The organism is Variovorax sp. GW821-FHT10D07 (assembly GCF_059415325.1).
Map to the genome: position 1 here is coordinate 75,669 of NZ_JBWKMZ010000020.1, position 18,228 is coordinate 93,896.

Below are 18,228 nucleotides of genomic sequence, written 5' to 3' on the forward strand. Positions count from 1 at the left end.
TCAATCGACGATGACTGATCATCTGATAGTAACTAAACGACTTGACCATATCAATGTCGCTGCCTAAACTTCGCGGCAACTTAAGTCCTACAGAAACAAGGCAGACAGGCAGAGATGGAACAGAACACGTTGGAATGCGATGTGCTCGTCGTCGGCAGCGGCGCCTCGGGCATGGCGACCGCGATCACGGCGGCGTCGCAGGGTTTGAAGGTGCTGGTGGTCGAGAAGGAACCGCGCTTCGGCGGCACCACCGCGCGTTCGGGCGGCTGGCTGTGGATCCCGGGCACGCGCCTGGCCACGGAGCAGGGCATCCACGAGCCGGCCGGCGCCGCGCTCGACTACATGAAGCACGAGACCACCACCCACTTCGACGCGGCGCGCGTGAGCGCCTTCCTCGAGATGGGCCCGAAGGCGATCGACTTCTTCACGCGCAACACCTGCGTGCAGTTCGACATGCCGCCGGTGTTCCCCGACTACCACGCCGAGGCACCCGGCGGCCAGCCGGGCGGGCGCTCGATGGTCACGCGCCCCTTCGACGGCCGCGAGCTCGGTCCGCGCATCAAGCAGCTCGCGCCGCCGCTGCCCGAGCTCACGGTGTTCGGGATGATGTTGGGCTCGGGCCCCGAGATCAAACACTTCATGCGGGCCTTCAAGTCGCCGACCTCGTTCTGGTACGTGACCAGGCGGCTGAGCCGGCACTTCCTCGACGTGCTGCGCCATGGCCGCGGCATGACCCTGACCAACGGCAACGCGCTCGCGGGCCGGCTCGCCAAGGCCGCGATGGACCAGAACATTCCCGTGTGGCTCTCCTCGCCCGTGAAGAAGCTCGTGGTCGAGTACGACGGCGTCTCGGGCGCGGTGGTGCAGCACGAAGGCAAGGCCGTGCGCGTGGTCGCCAAGCGCGGCGTGGTGCTGGCCTGCGGCGGTTTCCCCTACGACGTCGAGCGGCGCAAGCAGCTGTTCCCGCATGCGCCCACGGGCCAGGAGCACTACTCGCCCTCGCCCTCGACCAACACCGGCGACGGCCTGCGGCTGGCCGAGGCGGTCGGCGGCCGCGTCGACGGCACCATCCCGCATGCCGCGGCCTGGGTGCCGGCCTCGGTCACCACGCGCCCCGACGGCACCAAGGGCGTGATGCCGCATTTCATCGACCGCGCCAAGCCCGGCGTGATCGCGGTCACGCCCAAGGGCCGGCGCTTCGCCAACGAAGGCAACTCGTACCACGACTTCGTGCAGGCCATGGTCAAGGCCTGCGCCGGCGAGCCCGAGGTCACGGCCTGGCTGCTGTGCGACCACAAGGCGCTGCGCGACTACGGCCTGGGCTGCGTGGCACCGGCGCCGCTGCCGATCGGCCGGCACCTGAAGAGCGGCTACCTCAAGCACGGCGCCAGCATCGGCGAGCTCGCGAAGCAGATCGGCATCGCGCCCGCGGTGCTCGAGGCCACGGTGAAGGAGTTCAACGACGGCGCGCGCACCGGCGAGGACCCGCTGTTCGGCAAGGGCAGCAAGGCCTACAACCGCTACCAGGGCGACGCCAACGTCACGCCCAACCCCTGCGTCGCGCCGCTGGAGCATGGCCCCTACTACGCGATCAGGCTCGTGGTCGGCGACATCGGCACCTTCGCCGGCCTGGTGGTCGACGAGAAGACCCGCGTGCTCGACGTCAACCGCCAGCCGATCAAGGGCCTCTACGCGGTCGGCAACGACGCGGCCAGCGTGATGGGCGGCAACTACCCGGGCGCCGGCATCACGCTCGGTCCGGCACTGACCTTCGGCTACGTCGCGGGCCTGCAGGTGGCGCAGGGCGCCACGGCCGCCGCCACGCTGCAGGTGGCGCAGCGCGAGGCGGTGCCCGTTCGCCACACCGCCTGAGACCTCCTCCCTTCAACCACCCACATTCATCAGAAGGAACCTTTCCGATGGCCTTTCCTCCCCACGTCGCGCCGCGCCTGCTCGAAGGCCGCCTCGCGCTGATCACCGGCGCCGGCCAGGGCAACGGCCGCGCGCTCGCGCTGGGCCTGGCGCAGGCCGGCGCGCGCGTCGTCGTCACCGACATGAACGAGGCCACCGTGGGCGAGACCGCGCAGCTGGTGCGCGACGAAGGCGGCCAGGCCTGGTCCTTCGTGCTCGACGTGACCTCGCCCGAGGCCTGCCATGCGCTGGCGGTACGCGTGGGCGACGAGATCGGCGCCATCGACCTGCTGGTGAACAACGCCGGCATCATCATCCGCGAGGGCACGGCCAGCCCCAATGCCGCGGCCAACTGGAAGAAGACGCTCGACGTCAACGTGCACGGCACCTTCAACGTCACCCACGCCTGGCTCGGCGCGATCAAGTCGACCCAGGGCGCGGTGATCAACATCGCCTCGATCGCCGCCTACGCGGGGCAGGGCGCGAGCCTCGGCTATTCGCCCTCGAAGGGCGCGATCAAGATGTTCACGCAGTCGCTCGCGCAGGAGCTCGCGCCCTTCGGCGTGCGCGTCAACGCGCTCGCGCCCGGCGTGATCGAGACGCCGATGACCGCCGCCACGCGCGAGAACCCGCAGCGCCTCGAATCCTTCATGACGCGCATCCCGATGGGCCGCGTCGGCCAGACCGAGGACCTCGTGGGCCCGGTGATCTTCCTCGCGAGCGACATGTCGCGCTACGTCACCGGCATCACGCTGCCGGTGGACGGCGGCTTCCTCGCGGTCTGAGCCTTCCGCCGCTTTTCGCTTTCCCGACCGTCAATCCTCCAGGAGACAAAGAATGAAGACCTTCCGTCTGTACAAGACCTTGCTCGCGAGCGCCGCCTTCTGCGCGTTCGCCGCCGGTGCCTCGGCGCAGGACATCAAGCTCGGCTACAACGGCGACCTCTCGGCCTCGCCCTCGGCGCAGAGCGGCCAGGCCGCGGTGCTCGGCATGGAAGCCGCGATCGCCGACCTCAACGCCGCCGGCGGCGTGCTCGGCCGCAAGTTCACGCTGGTCACGCGCGACGACGTGTCGGCACCGCCCAAGTCGATCCAGAACATGAGCGACCTGATCGACAACGAGAAGGTGGTGGCGGTGTTCGGCCCCACCAACTCGGGCAACGCCATGGCCTGGAAGCACATCGCCAACCAGAAGAAGATCCCGGTGCTGGGCAACGTGGGCTCGGGCACCGACATCACCAAGCCGATGAGCGCGGGCGCCGACAACTACATGTTCCGCGTCTCGATGGTCGACCGCGAGCAGGTCGCGGCGCTGATGGCCTACGTGAAGAAGAACACCGCCGCCTCGAAGGTGGTGGGCCTGATGGCGGAGACCACCGGCTACGGCCAGGGCGGCCTCAAGGACATGGAGGAGATCGCCAAGCTGCAGGACATCAAGATCGCGGCCACCGAGCGCTTCGGCGTCGGCGACACCGACATGACCTCGCAGCTGTCGAAGATGAAGGCCGCCAACGTCGACACCGTGGTGGTGTGGGCGCAGGGCACGCCGATCGCGCAGCTGGTGCGCAGCATGGAGAAGATCAACTACTTCCCGCTGACGCTGACCTCCTGGGCCGCCGACAACATCACCTTCTACGACGCGGCCGGCAAGGCGCTGGCCGAGAAGCCGATCTTCATGCGCACCGTGAGCGAGACCCGCACGCCCGCGCAGCAGAAGCTCTTCGACCGCATCGGCAGCAAGCTCAAGGCGCCGGGTTCGTTCTCGTTCGCGCTGCACGGCTACGACTCGGTGCTGCTGCTCGCGCAGGCGATGAAGCAGGCCAACGGCACCGACGGCGCCGCCGTGCGCGCCGCGCTGGAAGACCTCAAGACCCCGGTGCAGGGCGTGCTCAAGACCTACGAGAAGCCCTTCAGCAAGACCAACCACGAGGCACTGACCGCCAAGGACCTGGTCTGGATCCGCTGGAAGGACGGCAAGCTGCTGCCCTACAGCGACGCGCTGATCCAGGGCCTGAACCCGGCCGACTTCAAGCAGTAAGAGCAAAAAAGGAAGCGAGGCCGGCGCGCCCGCGCGGTGCCCGGCCTCGCCTCGCAACGGAGATACACACATGGTTGAAGCGCTCCTGCAGGCGCTCATCAGCGGGCTCGCCGTCGGCGGTGCCTATGCGCTGGTGGCACTGGGATTCAGCATCACGTTCACCACCACCAAGACGCTGAACTTCTCGCACGGCGAGTTCGTCTCGGCCGGCGCCTTCATCGGCATGAGCGCCCTGTTCCTGGTCCTGGGCAAGCCGCTGGCCTCCACCACCTTCGGCGACGCCGTGCCCGGCGCTGGCGCGCAGCTGTTCGCGCTGCTGGCGGCGCTCGGCGTGATGGGCCTCTTGGGCTGGCTGCTCTACGTGCTCGGCGTGCGCCCGTTCGCGGGCCGCCCCGGCATGGCCTGGGTGATGAGCACGCTGGGCTTCGGCGTGATCCTGCAGAGCGTGGGGCTCGCGATCTGGGGCCCGAAGCCGGTGGTGGTGCCCGCGCCCGTGGGCGACACCGTGATCCGCATGTTCGGCGTCGGCGTGCGGCCGCAGGAACTGCTGACCCTGGGCGTGGCCGTGGTCGTGATGCTCGGCTTCGACCGCGTGATGAACCGCACCATGGTCGGCAAGGCCATGCGCGCGGTGGCGCAGAACGGCAACGTGGCCAGCCTCATGGGCATCAACACCAACGCCATGATGATCGGCGCCTTCGTCGTCAGCTCGGCGCTGGCGGGCCTGTCGGGCTTCCTGCTCGCGCCGATCGCGCAGGCCTCGCTGTTCATGGGGCTCACGGTCGGCCTCAAGGGCTTCTCGGGCGCGATGATCGGCGGCCTCAGCAACCCGCGCGGCTGCGTCATCGGCGGCTTCCTGCTCGGCGTGCTCGAGTCGATGGTCAATCTCTGGCAGGCGCAGTGGCGCGAGGTGGCGGTGTTCGCGCTCGTGATCCTGGTGCTGGCCTTCCGGCCCACGGGCCTGTTCGGCAGCCGCGCGGTGGAGAAGGTATGAAGCGGCTGGTCCATCCCCTGGCCGTGGTGGCGGTCGCCGCGGCGCTGATCGGCATCGTCTCGCTGTTCGGCAACGACTACTACCTGCGCATCGCCTTCATGATGTGCGTCTACTACCTGTGCGCGGCCGGCATGAACGTGCTGGTGGGCTACGCGGGGCAGAAATCGCTGGGCCAGGCCGGCCTGTTCGCGGCCGGCGCCTACGGCGTCGCGCTGCTGACCTCGCGCACCGACATGGACCCCTGGCTCGCGCTGCTGCTCGCGGCCGTGATCTCGGGCCTGTGCGGCGTGCTGATCGCGCTGCCCTCGCTGCGCGTGAAGGGTCCCTACCTCGCGATGGTCACGCTGGCCTTCGGCATCGTGGTCGAGAAGCTGGTCGGCGAATGGACCGAGGTGTTCGGCGGCGCGCAGGGCATCTACGGCATCCGCCCGCTGACCTGGAAGGGCGCGCCGCTCGACACCACGCAGTGGGTGGTGCTGGGCATCGTGCTGAGCGCCGCGCTGCACCTGCTCTTGCGCAACCTGCTGCAGGGCCGCTTCGGCCGCGCGCTGCTGTCGCTGCAGGCCGACGAGATCGCGTCGTCGTCGGTGGGCGTGCGCGTGTACCGCGCCAAGGTCATGGCCTTCGTGGTCGCGGCCGTCACCTGCGGCATCGCGGGCGCGCTGGTGGCGCAGCAGAACCAGTACATCAATTCCGACTTCATCACCTTCCACCTGTCGATCTTCATCCTGCTGCTGGTGCTGTTCGGCGGCGCGGGCTCGATGTACGGACCGATCGTGGGCGCGGTGCTGCTCACGCTGACCGACGCGCTGCTCGCGCGCTGGCCCTCGGCGCAGCACTTCCTTTATGGCTTCCTGCTGCTGTTCGCGCTCTACGTGATGCCCGGCGGCGTGGTGGGGCTGGTCGACAAGTGGGTGAGCCGCTCGCGCCACCGCGGCGAAGGCGCCGGCGGCCAGGGCGTGCCGGGGCAGATCGGCCCGGGCGGCGAGGGCGAGCTGCTGGTGGTGCAGGGCGTGACCAAGTCCTATGGCGGCGTGAAGCCGGCGCAGGACGTGTCGTTCAGCCTGCAGCGCGGCCACATCCATGCGCTGATCGGGCCCAACGGCGCGGGCAAGAGCACCATGATCAACATGCTCACGGGCGTGATCCAGCCCGATGCCGGCGCGATCCGCTTCCTCGGCGAGAACATCGTGGGCCGGCCCGCGCACACCATCTGCTGCCTCGGCATGGGCCGCACCTTCCAGAACCTGCGGCTGTTCGCCGAGCTCTCGGTGCTCGACAACGTGATGCTCGGTCGGCACAGCCGCATGAGCAACGGCTTCCTGTCGTCGCTCGTGGCCTGGCCCACGGCCGGCAAGCAGGAACGCGAGACGCGCGAGCGCGCGCTGCAGCTGCTCGACCTGGTCGGCCTCGGCCATCTCGCGCACTGGCCCGCGGGCAGCCTGCCCTACGGCCTGCAGCGGCGCGTGGAGCTGGCGCGCGCGCTGGCCACCGAGCCGCAGCTGCTGCTGCTCGACGAACCGGCCGCCGGCCTCAATCCGCAGGAGACCGCCGAGCTCGGCGAGCTGCTGCTGCGCATCGGCAAGTGCGGCGTCTCGATCCTGATGGTCGAGCACCACATGGACCTGGTGATGTCGATCTCGGACCACGTCATCGTGCTCGACTACGGCATCAAGATCGCCGAGGGCCGGCCGGCCGAGGTGCAGGCCAATCCGCGCGTGGTCGAGGCCTACCTGGGCGTCGACGACGACGAGGCCGATCGCGCGCCGCACGGCCTGCAGCCGCAGCCCGCCTGAGCGAAAGGACCCCCACCATCATGTTGAAGATCGAATCGGTGAAGGTCTCGTACGGCGCCATCGAGGCCGTCAAGGGCGTGAGCCTCGAAGTGCGCGCGGGCGAGGTCGTCACCATCATCGGCGCCAACGGCGCCGGCAAGAGCACCCTGCTCAAGAGCATCGTCGGCCTGGAGCCCGTGGCCCAGGGCCGCGTGCTGATCGACGGCAAGGACTGCACGCAGGTGCCGCCGCACCAGCGCGTGGGCCTGGGCGTGGCGCTGTCGCCCGAGGGCCGCGGCGTGTTCCCCGACCAGACCGTGCGCGAGAACCTGATGCTCGGCGCTTACTCGCGCCGCGCCGACAAGGCCTTCGTCGACAACGCCATCGAGCGCGAGTTCGCGCGCTTCCCGCGCCTGAAGGAACGCCAGCACCAGCCCGCGGGCACCCTGTCGGGCGGCGAACAGCAGATGCTCGCGATCGCGCGCGCGCTGATGAGCGATCCGCGGCTGCTGCTGCTCGACGAGCCCTCGCTGGGCCTCGCGCCGCTGATCATCAAGGACATCTTCGACGCCATCCGCCAGCTGCGCAGCTCGGGCCTCACCATCCTGCTGGTGGAGCAGATGGCCAAGCAGGCGCTCGGCGTGGCCGACCGCGCCTACGTGCTCGAGACCGGCTGCATCACGCTCGAGGGCTCCGGCCGCGAGCTGCTCGACAACCCCAAGGTGAAGTCGGCCTATCTCGGCACGCACTGACCCCAACGTCCAACCCTTCCCAAGGAAAACCAATGACCGCACCCGCCACCAAGAAATTCGCCAGCCAGGCCGACCTCGAGGAGAAGAAGGTCTCGTTCACGCGCCTCTCGGAGAACGCCTATGCCTACACGGCCGAGGGCGACCCGAACACCGGCATCTTCATCGGCGACGAGGCCGTGATGGTGGTCGACACCCAGGCCACGCCCGCGATGGCACAGGACGTGATCCGCCGCATCCGCGAGGTCACGCCGCTGCCGATCAAGTACGTGCTGCTGTCGCACTACCACGCGGTGCGCGTGCTCGGCGCCTCGGCCTATTTCAAGGAAGGCGCCGAGCAGATCATCGCCAGCCGCGACACCTACGACCTGATCGTCGAGCGCGGCGAGCAGGACAAGGCCAGCGAGATCGGCCGCTTCCCGCGCCTGTTCCGCAACGTCGAGTCGGTGCCGCCGGGCCTGACCTGGCCCACCATGACCTTCGACGGCACCATGAGCGTGTGGCTCGGCAAGAAGCTCGAGGTGAAGATCGCGCAGGTCGGCCGCGGCCACACCAAGGGCGACACCATCGCCTACCTGGAAGACCAGAAGATCTGCTTCGCGGGCGACCTGGTCGAATACCAGAGCACCGCCTACGCGGGCGACTGCTACTTCCGCGACTGGCCCACCACGCTCGACCGCCTGGCCGGCTTCGGCTTCGAGAAGCTGGTGCCGGGCCGCGGCGCCGCGCTCGAGAACGCCACCGACGTGCGCAAGGCCATCGCCTCCACGCGCGCCTTCATCTCCGACGTCTACACGCTGGTCAACAACGGCGTGGCGCAGGGCAAGACGCTCAACGTCATCTACAAGGAGACCGTGGCCGCGCTGCGCCCGACCTATGGCCACTGGGTGATCTTCGACCACTGCATGCCCTTCGACGTGACGCGTGCCTACGACGAGGCCACCGGCCACGTGCATCCGCGCATCTGGACCGCGGAGCGCGACATCGAGATGTGGAACGCGCTGGAAAGCTGAGGTGAAGCGCAGCGCGGCCGCGCCGGTCGCCACGCCGGCCTCGGTGCAGGGCTGGATGCTGCTGGCCATGGTGCTGTGGGGCGTCAACGTCTCGGCCGTGAAGGCGCTCACCGCCTCCTTCGAGGCGCTGCCGCTGGCGGCGCTGCGCATGGCGGTGGCCTGCGTCGCGCTCAGCGCCGTCGTGCTGTGGCGGCGCGGCGGGCTGCCGCTGCTCGGGGCGCGCCAGCTGGCGGCGATGGCCGGCTGCGCCTTCCTCATGGTGTACGCCAACCAGATCCTGTTCGCGCATGGGCTGCAGCGCTCCACCGCCACCAACGGCGCGCTGATCATGGCGCTGAGCCCGCTGGTGTCGGCGCTGATGGCCGCGCTGGTGTTCCGCGAGCCGCTCACGCCGCGCCGCCTGCTCGGCGTGGCGCTGGGCTTCGCGGGCGTGGCGGCCGTGGTGCTGAGCCATCCGGGTGCCACGCTCTCGCATGCCGGCCTCGGCGACCTGATGCTCGCGCTGTCGGTCATCAGCTTCGCGGTCGGCGGCGTCGGCGTGCAGCGGCTCTCGCGGCAGCTCGATCCGCTGTCGATGAGCTGGGTCATCTACCTGATCGGCACCGCGATGCTGATCGTGCATGCCGCGCTCGGGCCCTCGCCGCTGGGCGCGGCGCAACTCTTTCCGGGCGCGTGGCCCTGGGTGCTGGTGCTGTTCTCGGGCGTGGCCGCCACCGCGGCCGGCAACCTGATCTGGAACCGGTCGATCTCCGTCATCGGCATCGCGCGCACCGCCGTGTTCCTCTACTGGGTGCCGGTGTTCGGCGTCGGCTTCGCGGCGCTGCTGCTGGGCGAGACGCTGACCGTCTGGCACCTGTTCGGCTTCGCCGCCGTGATGGGCGGCACCTGGCTCGGCACGCGGCCGGCCAAGCCTTCTTCCTGAGTCACCCATGTCCGATCCGCTTCCCCTGCTGTTCCAGCCGCTGCGTCTGCGCGGGCTCGAGCTGTCCAACCGTGTCGTGATCTCGCCCATGTGCCAGCACGCGGCCGAGCGCGGCCATGCCACGCCCTGGCACCTGGTGCACCTGGGCAAGTTCGCGCTCGGCGGCGCCGCGCTGATCCTCACCGAGAGCACCGCGGTCGATCCGCGCGGGCGCATCGGCACCGCCGACCTCGGCCTGTGGAAGGACAGCCAGGTCGCGCCGCTGAAGGCCGTGGTCGATTTCGTGCACGCGCAGGGCGGCGCCATCGGCGTGCAGCTCGCGCATGCGGGCCGCAAGTCGGGCAGCGAGCCGCTGTGGGAGGGCGGCGCGGCCTTGAGCGCGCAGACCATAGCGGCCGACGACGAGCCCTGGGAGCGCCTGGGCCCGAGCGCGCTCGCGGCCGGCCCGGGCTGGTCGGCGCCGCGCGCGCTCGGCCTCGACGAGATCGAGGCCGTGGTGCAGCGCTTCGTCGATGCCGCGCGGCGCGCCGACGAAGCGGGCTTCGACGTGGTCGAGCTGCACTTCGGCCATGGCTACCTGGTCGCGAGCTTTCTCTCGCCCAACGCCAACCGGCGCGACGATGCCTATGGCGGCAGCCGCGACAAGCGCATGGCGCTCGCGCTCGAGATCGCGCGCCGCGTGCGCGCCGCCTGGCCCGAGCACAAGCCGCTGTTCTGCCGGCTGTCGGCGGTCGACGGCACGCTCGACGGCTGGAACCTCGACGACTCGGTGGTGCTGTCGCGCGCGCTCAGTGACTGCGGCGTCGACGTCATCGACTGCTCGTCGGGCGGCCTCACCGAGGAGACGCGCGCCTTGCCCGTGCCGCGCGGCCTGGGCTTCCAGGTGCCGTTCTCGGCACGCATCCGCCGCGAGGCCGGCGTGACCACGCAGGCCGTGGGAATGATCGTCGACGCGCGCCAGGCCGAGGCCGTGCTCGCCGCCGGCGATGCCGACCTGATCGCGCTGGGCCGCGAGGCGCTGTTCGATCCCTACTGGGCCCACCACGCCGCCGCCGAGCTCGGCGTCGACCCCGCCTACCGGCGCTGGCCCGTGCGCCACGGCGTGTGGCTCGCCAAGCGCGCGCCGGGCCTCGCACGCGCGCGGGCCGAAGCGGCCGCCGCATCCAACGACAAGGAGACACCCGCACCATGACCGACGCCAGCCTTCCCCTGCGCATGGGCCTGATCCGCAAGAAGCCCGACTGGACCGACGAGGCCTTCCGCCATCACTGGCGCCACAGCCACGGCCCGCTGGTCGCGCAACTGCCCACCTTGCGTGGCTATCGCCAGAACCTCGTGACCGACCGGCTGCAGCGCGGCATCGACTTCGCGCGCGGCCCGTGGGACTTCGACGGCTTCTCGCAACTGGGTTTCGATGTCGCGGCGCAGGCGAACGCCACTTTCACCGACGGCGAGCTCGCCGCGCGCATCCGCGAGGACGAGCGGCATTTCCTCGGCGGCCTGCACATCGTGAGCGTCGCGCAGAGCACCGTCATCGCGCCGCCGGCCGAACCGCACCGCCTGCTCAAGCGCATCTCCACCCTGCGCCGCCGCACCGACATCTCCGAGGACGACTTCCGCCGCGAGTGGAAGGTGCACGCCGACCACGTGCGCCGGATGCCCGGCGTGGGCGGCTACCGCCAGAACGTCGTGACCGCGCGCGAGTTCGACAAGGGCACGCCCTGCGGCTACGAGACGCTGCCGATCGACGGCATCGTCGAGCTCTGGTTCGAGAGCACCGACACCCTGGACGCCGCCTTCGGCTCGGCGCAGGGGCAGCGCACGATGGCGCATGCGAAGAGTTTCCTGGCGGAGATCACGGCGTTCGTGGTGGAGGAGTGGCGGGTGGTGTGAGGCCGTCGCGGCCGAGGGCCGACAGGCGCGGATCTTCGGGATCGAAACCCCAGTCGCGCAAGGCCTCGTCGCCACCGCCGTGCGCGTCGGCCGGCGCGCGGCCCGTGACGCTCGGCGTGCGCGAGAAGCGCGGCGCCGGCGCGGGCTGCTGCACGCCACCGACCGGCACGAAGTTCTCGCGCGCCACGTGGTGCGCATGGCCCGGCACTTCGCCGAGCGACAGCACGGGTGTCACGCAGGCCTCGGTGTCGTCGAAGACCGCGCACCATGCATCGCGCGTGCGCGTGGCGAAGAGGGCGGCGAACCGGCGCCGCGTTTCGGGCCAGGCAGCGCGGTCGTGCTGCGGCGGCAGCGCATCGGGCGCCAGGCCCAGTCCCGCGAGCAGCGCCGCGTAGAACGCGGGTTCGATGGCCCCGACCGCCAGGTGCCGGCCGTCGCTGGTCTCGTACACGCCGTAGAACGGGGCGCCGCCGTCGAGCAGGTTGGCCTCGCGCCGGTCCAGCCATTCGCCCGTGGCCACGCGGCCCAGGATCGGCGCCATCAGCAGCAGCGAACCGTCGACCATCGCCGCGTCGACGACCTGTCCCTGGCCGCTGCTGCGCGCCTCCAGCACGGCGGCCATGACACCGAGCGCCAGCAGCATCGCACCGCCGCCGAAGTCGCCGACGAGGTTGAGCGGGGGCATCGGCCTGTCGGCCGTGCCGGTGGCATGCAGCGCACCCGTGAGGCCGATGTAGTTGATGTCGTGACCCACGGCCCGCGCGAGCGGCCCGTGCTGCCCCCAGCCCGTCATGCGCCCGTAGACCAGCGTGGGCGATGCCGCGAGGCAGGCCTCGGGCCCGAGGCCCAGTCGTTCCATCACGCCGGGGCGGTGGCCTTCGAGCAGCACGTGCGCGTTGCGCGCCAGCGCGAGCACGGCATCGCGCGCGGCCGGGTCCTTGAGGTCGGCCGTCACGCTGCGCCGGCCGCGCAGCACCGTCTCGTGCCGCGCGTCGCGCGCGATGCTCATGCCGGCCGGCACGGGCCGCGCGATGCGCAGCACGTCGGCGCCCATGTCCGCGAGCATCATCGCGGCCCAGGGCACCGGGCCGATGGCGTCGAACTCCAGCACGCGAAGACCGTGCAGCGGTCCCATGGCCGGGCTCCCTCAGCGCGAGAAATCGACGAGCACGCGGCCCGATGTCGCGCCGTCGAGCTGCCGCGCGCTGTGTGCCATCAACGCGCCCAGCGGGATGTGCTGCACGTGCGGCAGCACGGCCGCCATGTCGGGTTTCCATTCGGCCGCGAGCTTCGTCCACAGGCGCCGCCGCTGCTCCACGGGCGCATTCGCCACGATGCCGAACAGTTGCGCGCGCCGCATGATGAAGGGCAGCACGCTGCCTTCGTAGCTGTTGCCGGCCGCATTGCCCACCGACGCCACGGCGCCGCCGTCGGCCATCGAGCGCAGCAGCCACGACAGCATCGGTCCGCCGACGTTGTCGATGGCGGCGGCGAAGCGCGGCTTCTCCAGCGGGCGTTGGGGCGCGTCGAGCACGGCGGCATCGATCACCTCGTGCGCGCCGATGGCGCGCAGCCGCTCCTCCTGCGCCATGCGACGCGTGATGGCCGCCACGCGATAGCCGGCGCGCGCGAGGATGGCCGTGCCCAGCAGGCCGACCGCACCGCCCGCGCCGCTCATCGCCACGCTGCCCGTGCCGGGGGCGATGCCGAGCTCGATGAAGCGCTCGAGCGCCATCGCGGCCGTGAAGCCGGGCACGCCGATGACGGCCGCCTCGTGCGGCGTGAGCCCCTGCGGCACGGCCTGCACATGTGCGGCGGGCACGCGCACGCAGGCGGAGAAGCCGCCGTCGAACGCGATGCCGGTCTGGAAGCCGTGCACGAGCACGGCCTGGCCGGGCTCGAAGGACGCCACCGATGATGCGAGCACCTCGCCGACCAGCTCGATGCCCGCCACGCGCGGGTACGACGCGATGATCTTCGCGCGGCCGTGCAGCGAGAGGCAGTCCTTGTAGTTCACGCCCGCATAGCGCGTGCGCACCACGACCTCGCCGGCCGACAGGTCGTCGAGCCGCAGGGTCTCCAGCCGGCTCTGGACCTGGCCTTCGGCGCTCTGGTGCGTGCGAAGGGCTTCGAATGTCTGGGGAATGGGCATGGGGCCATCTGACCAGCCCCGGACCGCATCCGCAAGCCGGTGTTTCGCCTGTCGAAACACGGCTCGACCGCGCGCGCCGCGCGGCGCCACCATGCCTGCCCTCAACAGGAGACCCACCCGATGACCACAGGCACCCGCGCCACCCGACTGTTCGGCGATCACTTTCTCGAACGCCTGCAGCCTGACGAGCAGGCCACCGTTCAACACGTGCGCGACCTGTGCCGCGACACGCTCGGGCCGCAGGCCGACGCCGTCTCGCGCGAGGACCTGTTCGCCTGGGATACCTTCCGCACGCTCGCGCGCGAAGGCGTGATCGCCACCGCATTCCCGCGCGAGTACGGCGGCACCGATGCGCGCCAGGCGCTGCGCATCCGCCTCATCGAGGAGCTGGGCCGCGTGTGCAGCACCTCGGCCTCGATGATCACGGGCACCGACCTGTCGAGCCGCGCCATCGTCGCGGGCGCGAGCGAGGCGCTGCGCCGCGAGATCGTGCCGCGGCTGTGCACCGGCGAGCTGCAGGCGGCCTTCGCGCTGACCGAGCCTGGCGCGGGCTCCGACGTGCGCGGCCTCTCGACGACGATCCGCCGCGAGGGCGGGCGCTACCTCGTCACGGGCCGCAAGAAGTTCATCACGCGCGCGAGCACGGCCGACTGGTTCGCGGTGGTGGGGCGCGCCGAGGACGATCCCTCGGTGTTCATCGCGGTGCTGATGCCGCGCGACGCCCGGGGCTTCCACATCGGCGCGGAGGCCGGCAAGCTCGGCTGGTTCGGCGTGCCGATCTCTTCGCTCGAATTCGATGCGGTCGAGGTGCCCGCCTCGCACCGCCTCGGCGCGGAGGGCGATGGCTTCTCGCTCGCGCAGGACGCGCTGCTGCGCGCGCGCATCGGGCACGCCGCGATGGCGCTGGGCCGTGCCATCGGCGCGGTCGAGATCGCGAGCCGCTATGCCAGCGACCGCACCGTGTTCGGCAAGCGCGAGGGCGAACATCAAGGCGTGCAGTGGATGCTGGCCGACATGGTCACGCAGATCGAGGCCAGCCGTGCCCTGCTCGCGCTCACGGCCGACAAGTACGACGCGGGCGCGAGCGACGTGTCGATCTTCGCGTCCATGGCCAAGCTGCAGGCCACCGACCTGTGCATGAAGGTCGTGACCGATGCGCTGCAACTCACGGGCGGGCGCGGCTACCTGCGCGACTTTCCGCTCGAGCGCTTCTTCCGCGATGCCAAGCTCAACCAGATCGGGGAGGGCGCGAGCGAGGTGCACAAGACCGTCATCGGCCGCGACCTGATGCGCCGCGCGCCGCTGGCCGAGCGCAACCCCTGCCTGCGCGACGGGCCGCTCACCGACTACTGAAGGCTCAGATCACCTTTTCCGCACGCAGCGCGGCCAGCGCTGCGGCGTCGAGGCCGAACTCGCCATAGACCTCGGCGTTGTGCTCGCCGGTGTCGGGCCCCGTGCGCGGGATCGGCAGTTCACGGCCCGGCACGCGCGGCACCACGCAGGGCGCGGGCAGGCTGCCGTAGTCGGGGTCGGGCAGCCGGATGATCGCCTCGCGCGCGCGATAGTGCGGGTCCTGCTCGATGTCGGCGATGGTGAAGATCTTGCTGAAGGGAATCCCGGCGTCCTCGAGCCGGCGCTCGATGGTGTCGTAGTCGTGCGCGGCGAACCACGCGCCGAGCCCTTCGTCGAGCGCCACGAGGTTCAGCACGCGCGCGGGGTTGCTGGCAAAGCGCGGGTCGTTCGCCCACTCGGGTTTGTCGACGGCCGCGCACAGCCGCTGGAAGATCGGGTCCGACGACGCGACCACCGAGAAGTAGAGGCCGTCGCGGCTGCGGTACATGTTCGAGGGCGCGGTGTAGCTCGCGCAGTTGCCTGCGGGCATGCGGACCGTGCCGAGCTGCTCATGCTCCACGGGCAGCGGGTCGAGCAGGCGGAACAGCGCCTCGGTGGCGGCCAGGTCCACTTCGCAGCCGAGCGCCTGCGGGTCGCCGCGCAGCCGCGCCATTTCCGAGGCGATGGAGAAGGCGCAGAACAACCCCGCCACCGCATCGCCCACCGGGAAATTGCTGTGCAGCGGCGAGCCGCCCGCTTCGCCCGTGAGGTTGGTGAAGCCGCTCATGGCCTCGAAGATGCGCGCGAAGCCCGGCCGTGACTTGTAGGGCCCGGTCTGGCCGAAGCCCGTGAGCCGCACCACCACGAGCCGCGGGTTGGCGCGATGCAGCGTGGCCAGGTCCAGCCCCCAGCGGTCGAGCGTGCCGGTGCGGAAGTTCTCCACCAGCACGTCGAACTGCGTCACCAGCCGAAGCAGCAGCGCGCGGCCTGCAGGCTGGCGCACATCGAGCGTGATGCCGCGCTTGCCGCGGTTGGCGATCTTCCACCACAGCGCCTTGCCGTCCTTCACGGGCTGCAGGCCACGCAGTGCGTCGCCGCCGCCGGGCAGCTCGAGCTTCACCACCTCGGCGCCCTGGTCGGCGCACAGCGTGGCGCCCAGGGGCGCGGCCAGCACGGTGGCCATGTCGAGGATGCGCACGCCCGAAAGGGCGCCGCGCGCGGGTCGTCGTGGGGTGTCGTCGGGGGAATGCAAACGTGGCTCCAAGCCGGGGCGAAGGGCTCCGGGTACGAGCCGGTTTTGCCAGACGCCACGCGGGCCAACAATCGCTGTTTCGCACAGCGAAACACCCTCCGCGTTTCATTGACGCCCCATTTCGAACGGCCAATCATGCCCACACCACCGCGCTCCTCCTCACGCATGACAAGCATCGCGCTCCCGGGTCTCGTCGATCCACACGACCTCACCGCCGACCGCCAGTTCTCGATGAACCTGGCGCGCGGCATGGAAGTGCTGCGCGTGTTCACCAGCGCCGACCCGGTGCTCGGCAACCGCGAGATCTCGGACCGCAGCGGCCTGCCCAAGCCCACGGTCTCGCGCATCACCTATACGCTCACCTTGCTCGGCTACCTGAGCCGCGACGGCGCCACGCAGAAATACAGGCTCGGGCCCGGCGTGCTGTCGCTGGGCTACCCGCTGCTGGCCAGCATGCAGGTGCGCCAGGTCGCGCGACCCATCATGGAAAGGCTGGCGCGCGAGACGGGCTGCTCGGTGAACCTGGGCATGCGCGACCGCTCCGACGTGGTCTATGTCGACACCATCCGCACCGACAACACCAACACCCACATGCCCGACATCGGCAGCACGCGCCCGCTGCTGGCCGCGGCGATCGGCCGCGCGCTGATGCTGGCCTGCACCGCGCCGGAACGCTCGGCCATCCTCAACCGGCTGCGGCTGCAGGACGCGGCCCTGTTCCAGCAGTTGCGGCCCGCGTGGGAAGCCGACCAGAAGCTCTTCGCCGCGCGCGGCTTCTGCCACTCGCGCGGCGACTGGAAGAAGGACATCCACGCCGTCGCCGTGCCCGTGCGCGTGCCGCCGCGCGAAACGCCGCTGGCGATGAACTGCACGCTCGCCACCTACCGCTCGCCCGGCGAGCGCATGGAACGCAAGGTCGCGCCGCTGCTGCTCGATGCCGTGCGCCAGCTCGAAACCGCGCAGGGCCTGCGCTGAACCGGAAAACCAGAAGCCCGAACCCATGATCCGCAGCCCCGAAAAATTCAATGCCCTGCTCGTCGAAGTCCGCGACTTCATCCGCAACGAATGCATGCCCATCGAGGCCGAGGTCGACCGCGACGACCTCATCCCCGAGCCCGTGGTCGAGCGCATGCGCGCGCTGGGCCTGTTCGGCCACAGCATTCCCGAGCAGTACGGCGGCGCGGGTCTCACGAGCGAGGAGCTGTCGCTGGTGAACATGGAGGTCTCGCAGGCTGCCACCACCTTCCGCGCGCGCTTCGGCGGCAACACGGGCATCGCGTCCGAGTCGCTGGTGGTCGACGGCACACCCGAGCAGAAGCAGCGCTGGCTGCCCGAGCTGGCCAGCGGCCGCCTCACGGGCTGCTTCGCGCTCACCGAGCCCGAAGCCGGTTCCGACGCCACCGCGCAGCAGACCGTGGCCGTGCGCGATGGCGACCACTACCGCATCACGGGCCGCAAGTGCTTCATCACCAATGCGCCCATTGCCGGCCTGTTCACCGTGTTTGCGCGCACCGATCCGCAGGCCAGGGGCGCGGCCGGCATCACGGCCTTCCTGGTCGAGCGCGACACGCCCGGCCTCTCGGCGCCCGCGGGCTATCGCAAGATGGGCCAGCACGGCTCGCCGGTCGGCGAGGTGATCCTCGAAGGCTGCCGCGTGCACGCATCGGCCATCGTCGGTGGCGTGCCGGGCCTGGGCTTCAAGACGGCGATGAAGGCGCTGAACAAGCAGCGCATCAACCTCGCGGGGCTGTGCATCGGGCCGGCCATCCGGCTGGTCGACGAGATGGTGGCACGCGCCGCATCGCGCCGGCAGTTCGGCCAGGCCATCGGCGAGTTCCAGCTGGTGCAGCAGATGATCGCCGAGAGCAACACCGAAGTGCACGCCGCCCGCGCGCTGCTGCTGGAGACGGCGCGCAAGCGCGACGACGGCGCCGACGTGACCATGGAGGCCTCGATGTGCAAGCTGTTCGCCTCCGAGATGTGCGGTCGCGTGGCCGACCGCGCGGTGCAGGTCTTCGGCGGCGGCGGCTACATCAACGACAACGTGGCCGAGCGCTTCTACCGCGACGTGCGGCTGTTCCGCCTCTACGAAGGCACGAGCCAGATCCACCTCACCAACATCGCGCGCCGCACCATGGCACGAGCCGGGCACCAGACCTGAGCCGGCGGCGCGCGCCAGCCATCATCAACGGAGACAA

General features: G+C 70.5%; 16 protein-coding genes. 13 read left to right on the forward strand and 3 right to left on the reverse strand.

The window, feature by feature from the left end; all coding sequences use genetic code 11:
* Nucleotides 1-114: 114 nt before the first annotated feature.
* The 10 genes from AC07PU_RS37595 to AC07PU_RS37640 all read left to right on the forward strand — a co-directional run bounded on the left by AC07PU_RS37595 (nt 115) and on the right by AC07PU_RS37640 (nt 11,294).
* Nucleotides 115-1,872: an FAD-dependent oxidoreductase gene (locus AC07PU_RS37595; RefSeq protein ID WP_495323066.1), complete on the forward strand. Its 1,758-nt coding sequence runs from the start codon at nt 115-117 to the stop codon at nt 1,870-1,872.
* A 47-nt stretch (nt 1,873-1,919) separates the two neighbouring features.
* Entirely contained in the window at nt 1,920-2,696 is a 777-nt protein-coding gene (locus AC07PU_RS37600) for an SDR family NAD(P)-dependent oxidoreductase (RefSeq protein WP_208508683.1), read from the forward strand.
* A gap of 52 nt (nt 2,697-2,748) precedes the next feature.
* Nucleotides 2,749-3,948, forward strand: a complete 1,200-nt coding sequence (locus tag AC07PU_RS37605; protein ID WP_093347876.1) for an ABC transporter substrate-binding protein — start codon at nt 2,749-2,751, stop codon at nt 3,946-3,948.
* A gap of 70 nt (nt 3,949-4,018) precedes the next feature.
* On the forward strand, nt 4,019-4,942 hold the full coding sequence (locus AC07PU_RS37610) for a branched-chain amino acid ABC transporter permease (protein ID WP_296797079.1): 924 nt from the start codon (nt 4,019-4,021) through the stop codon (nt 4,940-4,942).
* Entirely contained in the window at nt 4,939-6,738 is a 1,800-nt protein-coding gene (locus AC07PU_RS37615; protein ID WP_495323067.1) for a branched-chain amino acid ABC transporter ATP-binding protein/permease, read from the forward strand. Before AC07PU_RS37610 ends, AC07PU_RS37615 begins: the two co-directional genes overlap by 4 nt.
* Before the next feature lie 20 nt (nt 6,739-6,758).
* Nucleotides 6,759-7,469 (forward strand): ABC transporter ATP-binding protein, encoded by a 711-nt coding sequence (locus AC07PU_RS37620; protein ID WP_093347870.1) that lies wholly within the window; start codon nt 6,759-6,761, stop codon nt 7,467-7,469.
* A gap of 32 nt (nt 7,470-7,501) precedes the next feature.
* Nucleotides 7,502-8,479, forward strand: a complete 978-nt coding sequence (locus AC07PU_RS37625; protein WP_203202902.1) for an MBL fold metallo-hydrolase — start codon at nt 7,502-7,504, stop codon at nt 8,477-8,479.
* A 1-nt stretch (nt 8,480) separates the two neighbouring features.
* Entirely contained in the window at nt 8,481-9,401 is a 921-nt protein-coding gene (locus tag AC07PU_RS37630) for a DMT family transporter (RefSeq protein WP_495323068.1), read from the forward strand.
* A gap of 7 nt (nt 9,402-9,408) precedes the next feature.
* On the forward strand, nt 9,409-10,593 hold the full coding sequence (locus tag AC07PU_RS37635; protein ID WP_495323069.1) for an NADH:flavin oxidoreductase/NADH oxidase: 1,185 nt from the start codon (nt 9,409-9,411) through the stop codon (nt 10,591-10,593).
* On the forward strand, nt 10,590-11,294 hold the full coding sequence (locus AC07PU_RS37640) for an EthD domain-containing protein (protein WP_495323070.1): 705 nt from the start codon (nt 10,590-10,592) through the stop codon (nt 11,292-11,294). Before AC07PU_RS37635 ends, AC07PU_RS37640 begins: the two co-directional genes overlap by 4 nt.
* On the opposite strand, the gene AC07PU_RS37645 is transcribed toward AC07PU_RS37640, so the two are convergent.
* Together AC07PU_RS37645 and AC07PU_RS37650 are read right to left on the reverse strand one after the other, a co-directional pair.
* Nucleotides 11,257-12,429, reverse strand: a complete 1,173-nt coding sequence (locus tag AC07PU_RS37645; protein WP_495323071.1) for a CaiB/BaiF CoA transferase family protein — start codon at nt 12,427-12,429, stop codon at nt 11,257-11,259. The genes AC07PU_RS37640 and AC07PU_RS37645 overlap by 38 nt on opposite strands.
* A gap of 12 nt (nt 12,430-12,441) precedes the next feature.
* Entirely contained in the window at nt 12,442-13,446 is a 1,005-nt protein-coding gene (locus tag AC07PU_RS37650; protein ID WP_495323072.1) for a YhdH/YhfP family quinone oxidoreductase, read from the reverse strand.
* A 120-nt stretch (nt 13,447-13,566) separates the two neighbouring features.
* On the opposite strand from AC07PU_RS37650, the gene AC07PU_RS37655 reads away from it, so the two are divergent.
* Complete coding sequence (locus AC07PU_RS37655) at nt 13,567-14,799, forward strand: acyl-CoA dehydrogenase family protein (RefSeq protein ID WP_495323073.1); 1,233 nt, start codon at nt 13,567-13,569, stop codon at nt 14,797-14,799.
* A 4-nt stretch (nt 14,800-14,803) separates the two neighbouring features.
* On the opposite strand, the gene AC07PU_RS37660 is transcribed toward AC07PU_RS37655, so the two are convergent.
* A complete protein-coding gene (locus AC07PU_RS37660; protein WP_495323090.1) occupies nt 14,804-15,961 on the reverse strand; it encodes a CaiB/BaiF CoA transferase family protein in 1,158 nt (385 codons plus the stop codon).
* Between the two features lie 234 nt (nt 15,962-16,195).
* Here AC07PU_RS37660 and AC07PU_RS37665 point away from each other — a divergent pair, with 234 nt between their 5' ends.
* Entirely contained in the window at nt 16,196-17,005 is an 810-nt protein-coding gene (locus tag AC07PU_RS37665) for an IclR family transcriptional regulator (RefSeq protein ID WP_203202896.1), read from the forward strand.
* Nucleotides 17,006-17,030: 25 nt separating this feature from the next.
* Nucleotides 17,031-18,191 carry an acyl-CoA dehydrogenase family protein gene (locus AC07PU_RS37670; RefSeq protein WP_495323074.1) on the forward strand — a complete coding sequence of 387 codons (1,161 nt, stop codon included), beginning with the start codon at nt 17,031-17,033 and terminating at the stop codon, nt 18,189-18,191.
* Nucleotides 18,192-18,228: the final 37 nt, after the last annotated feature.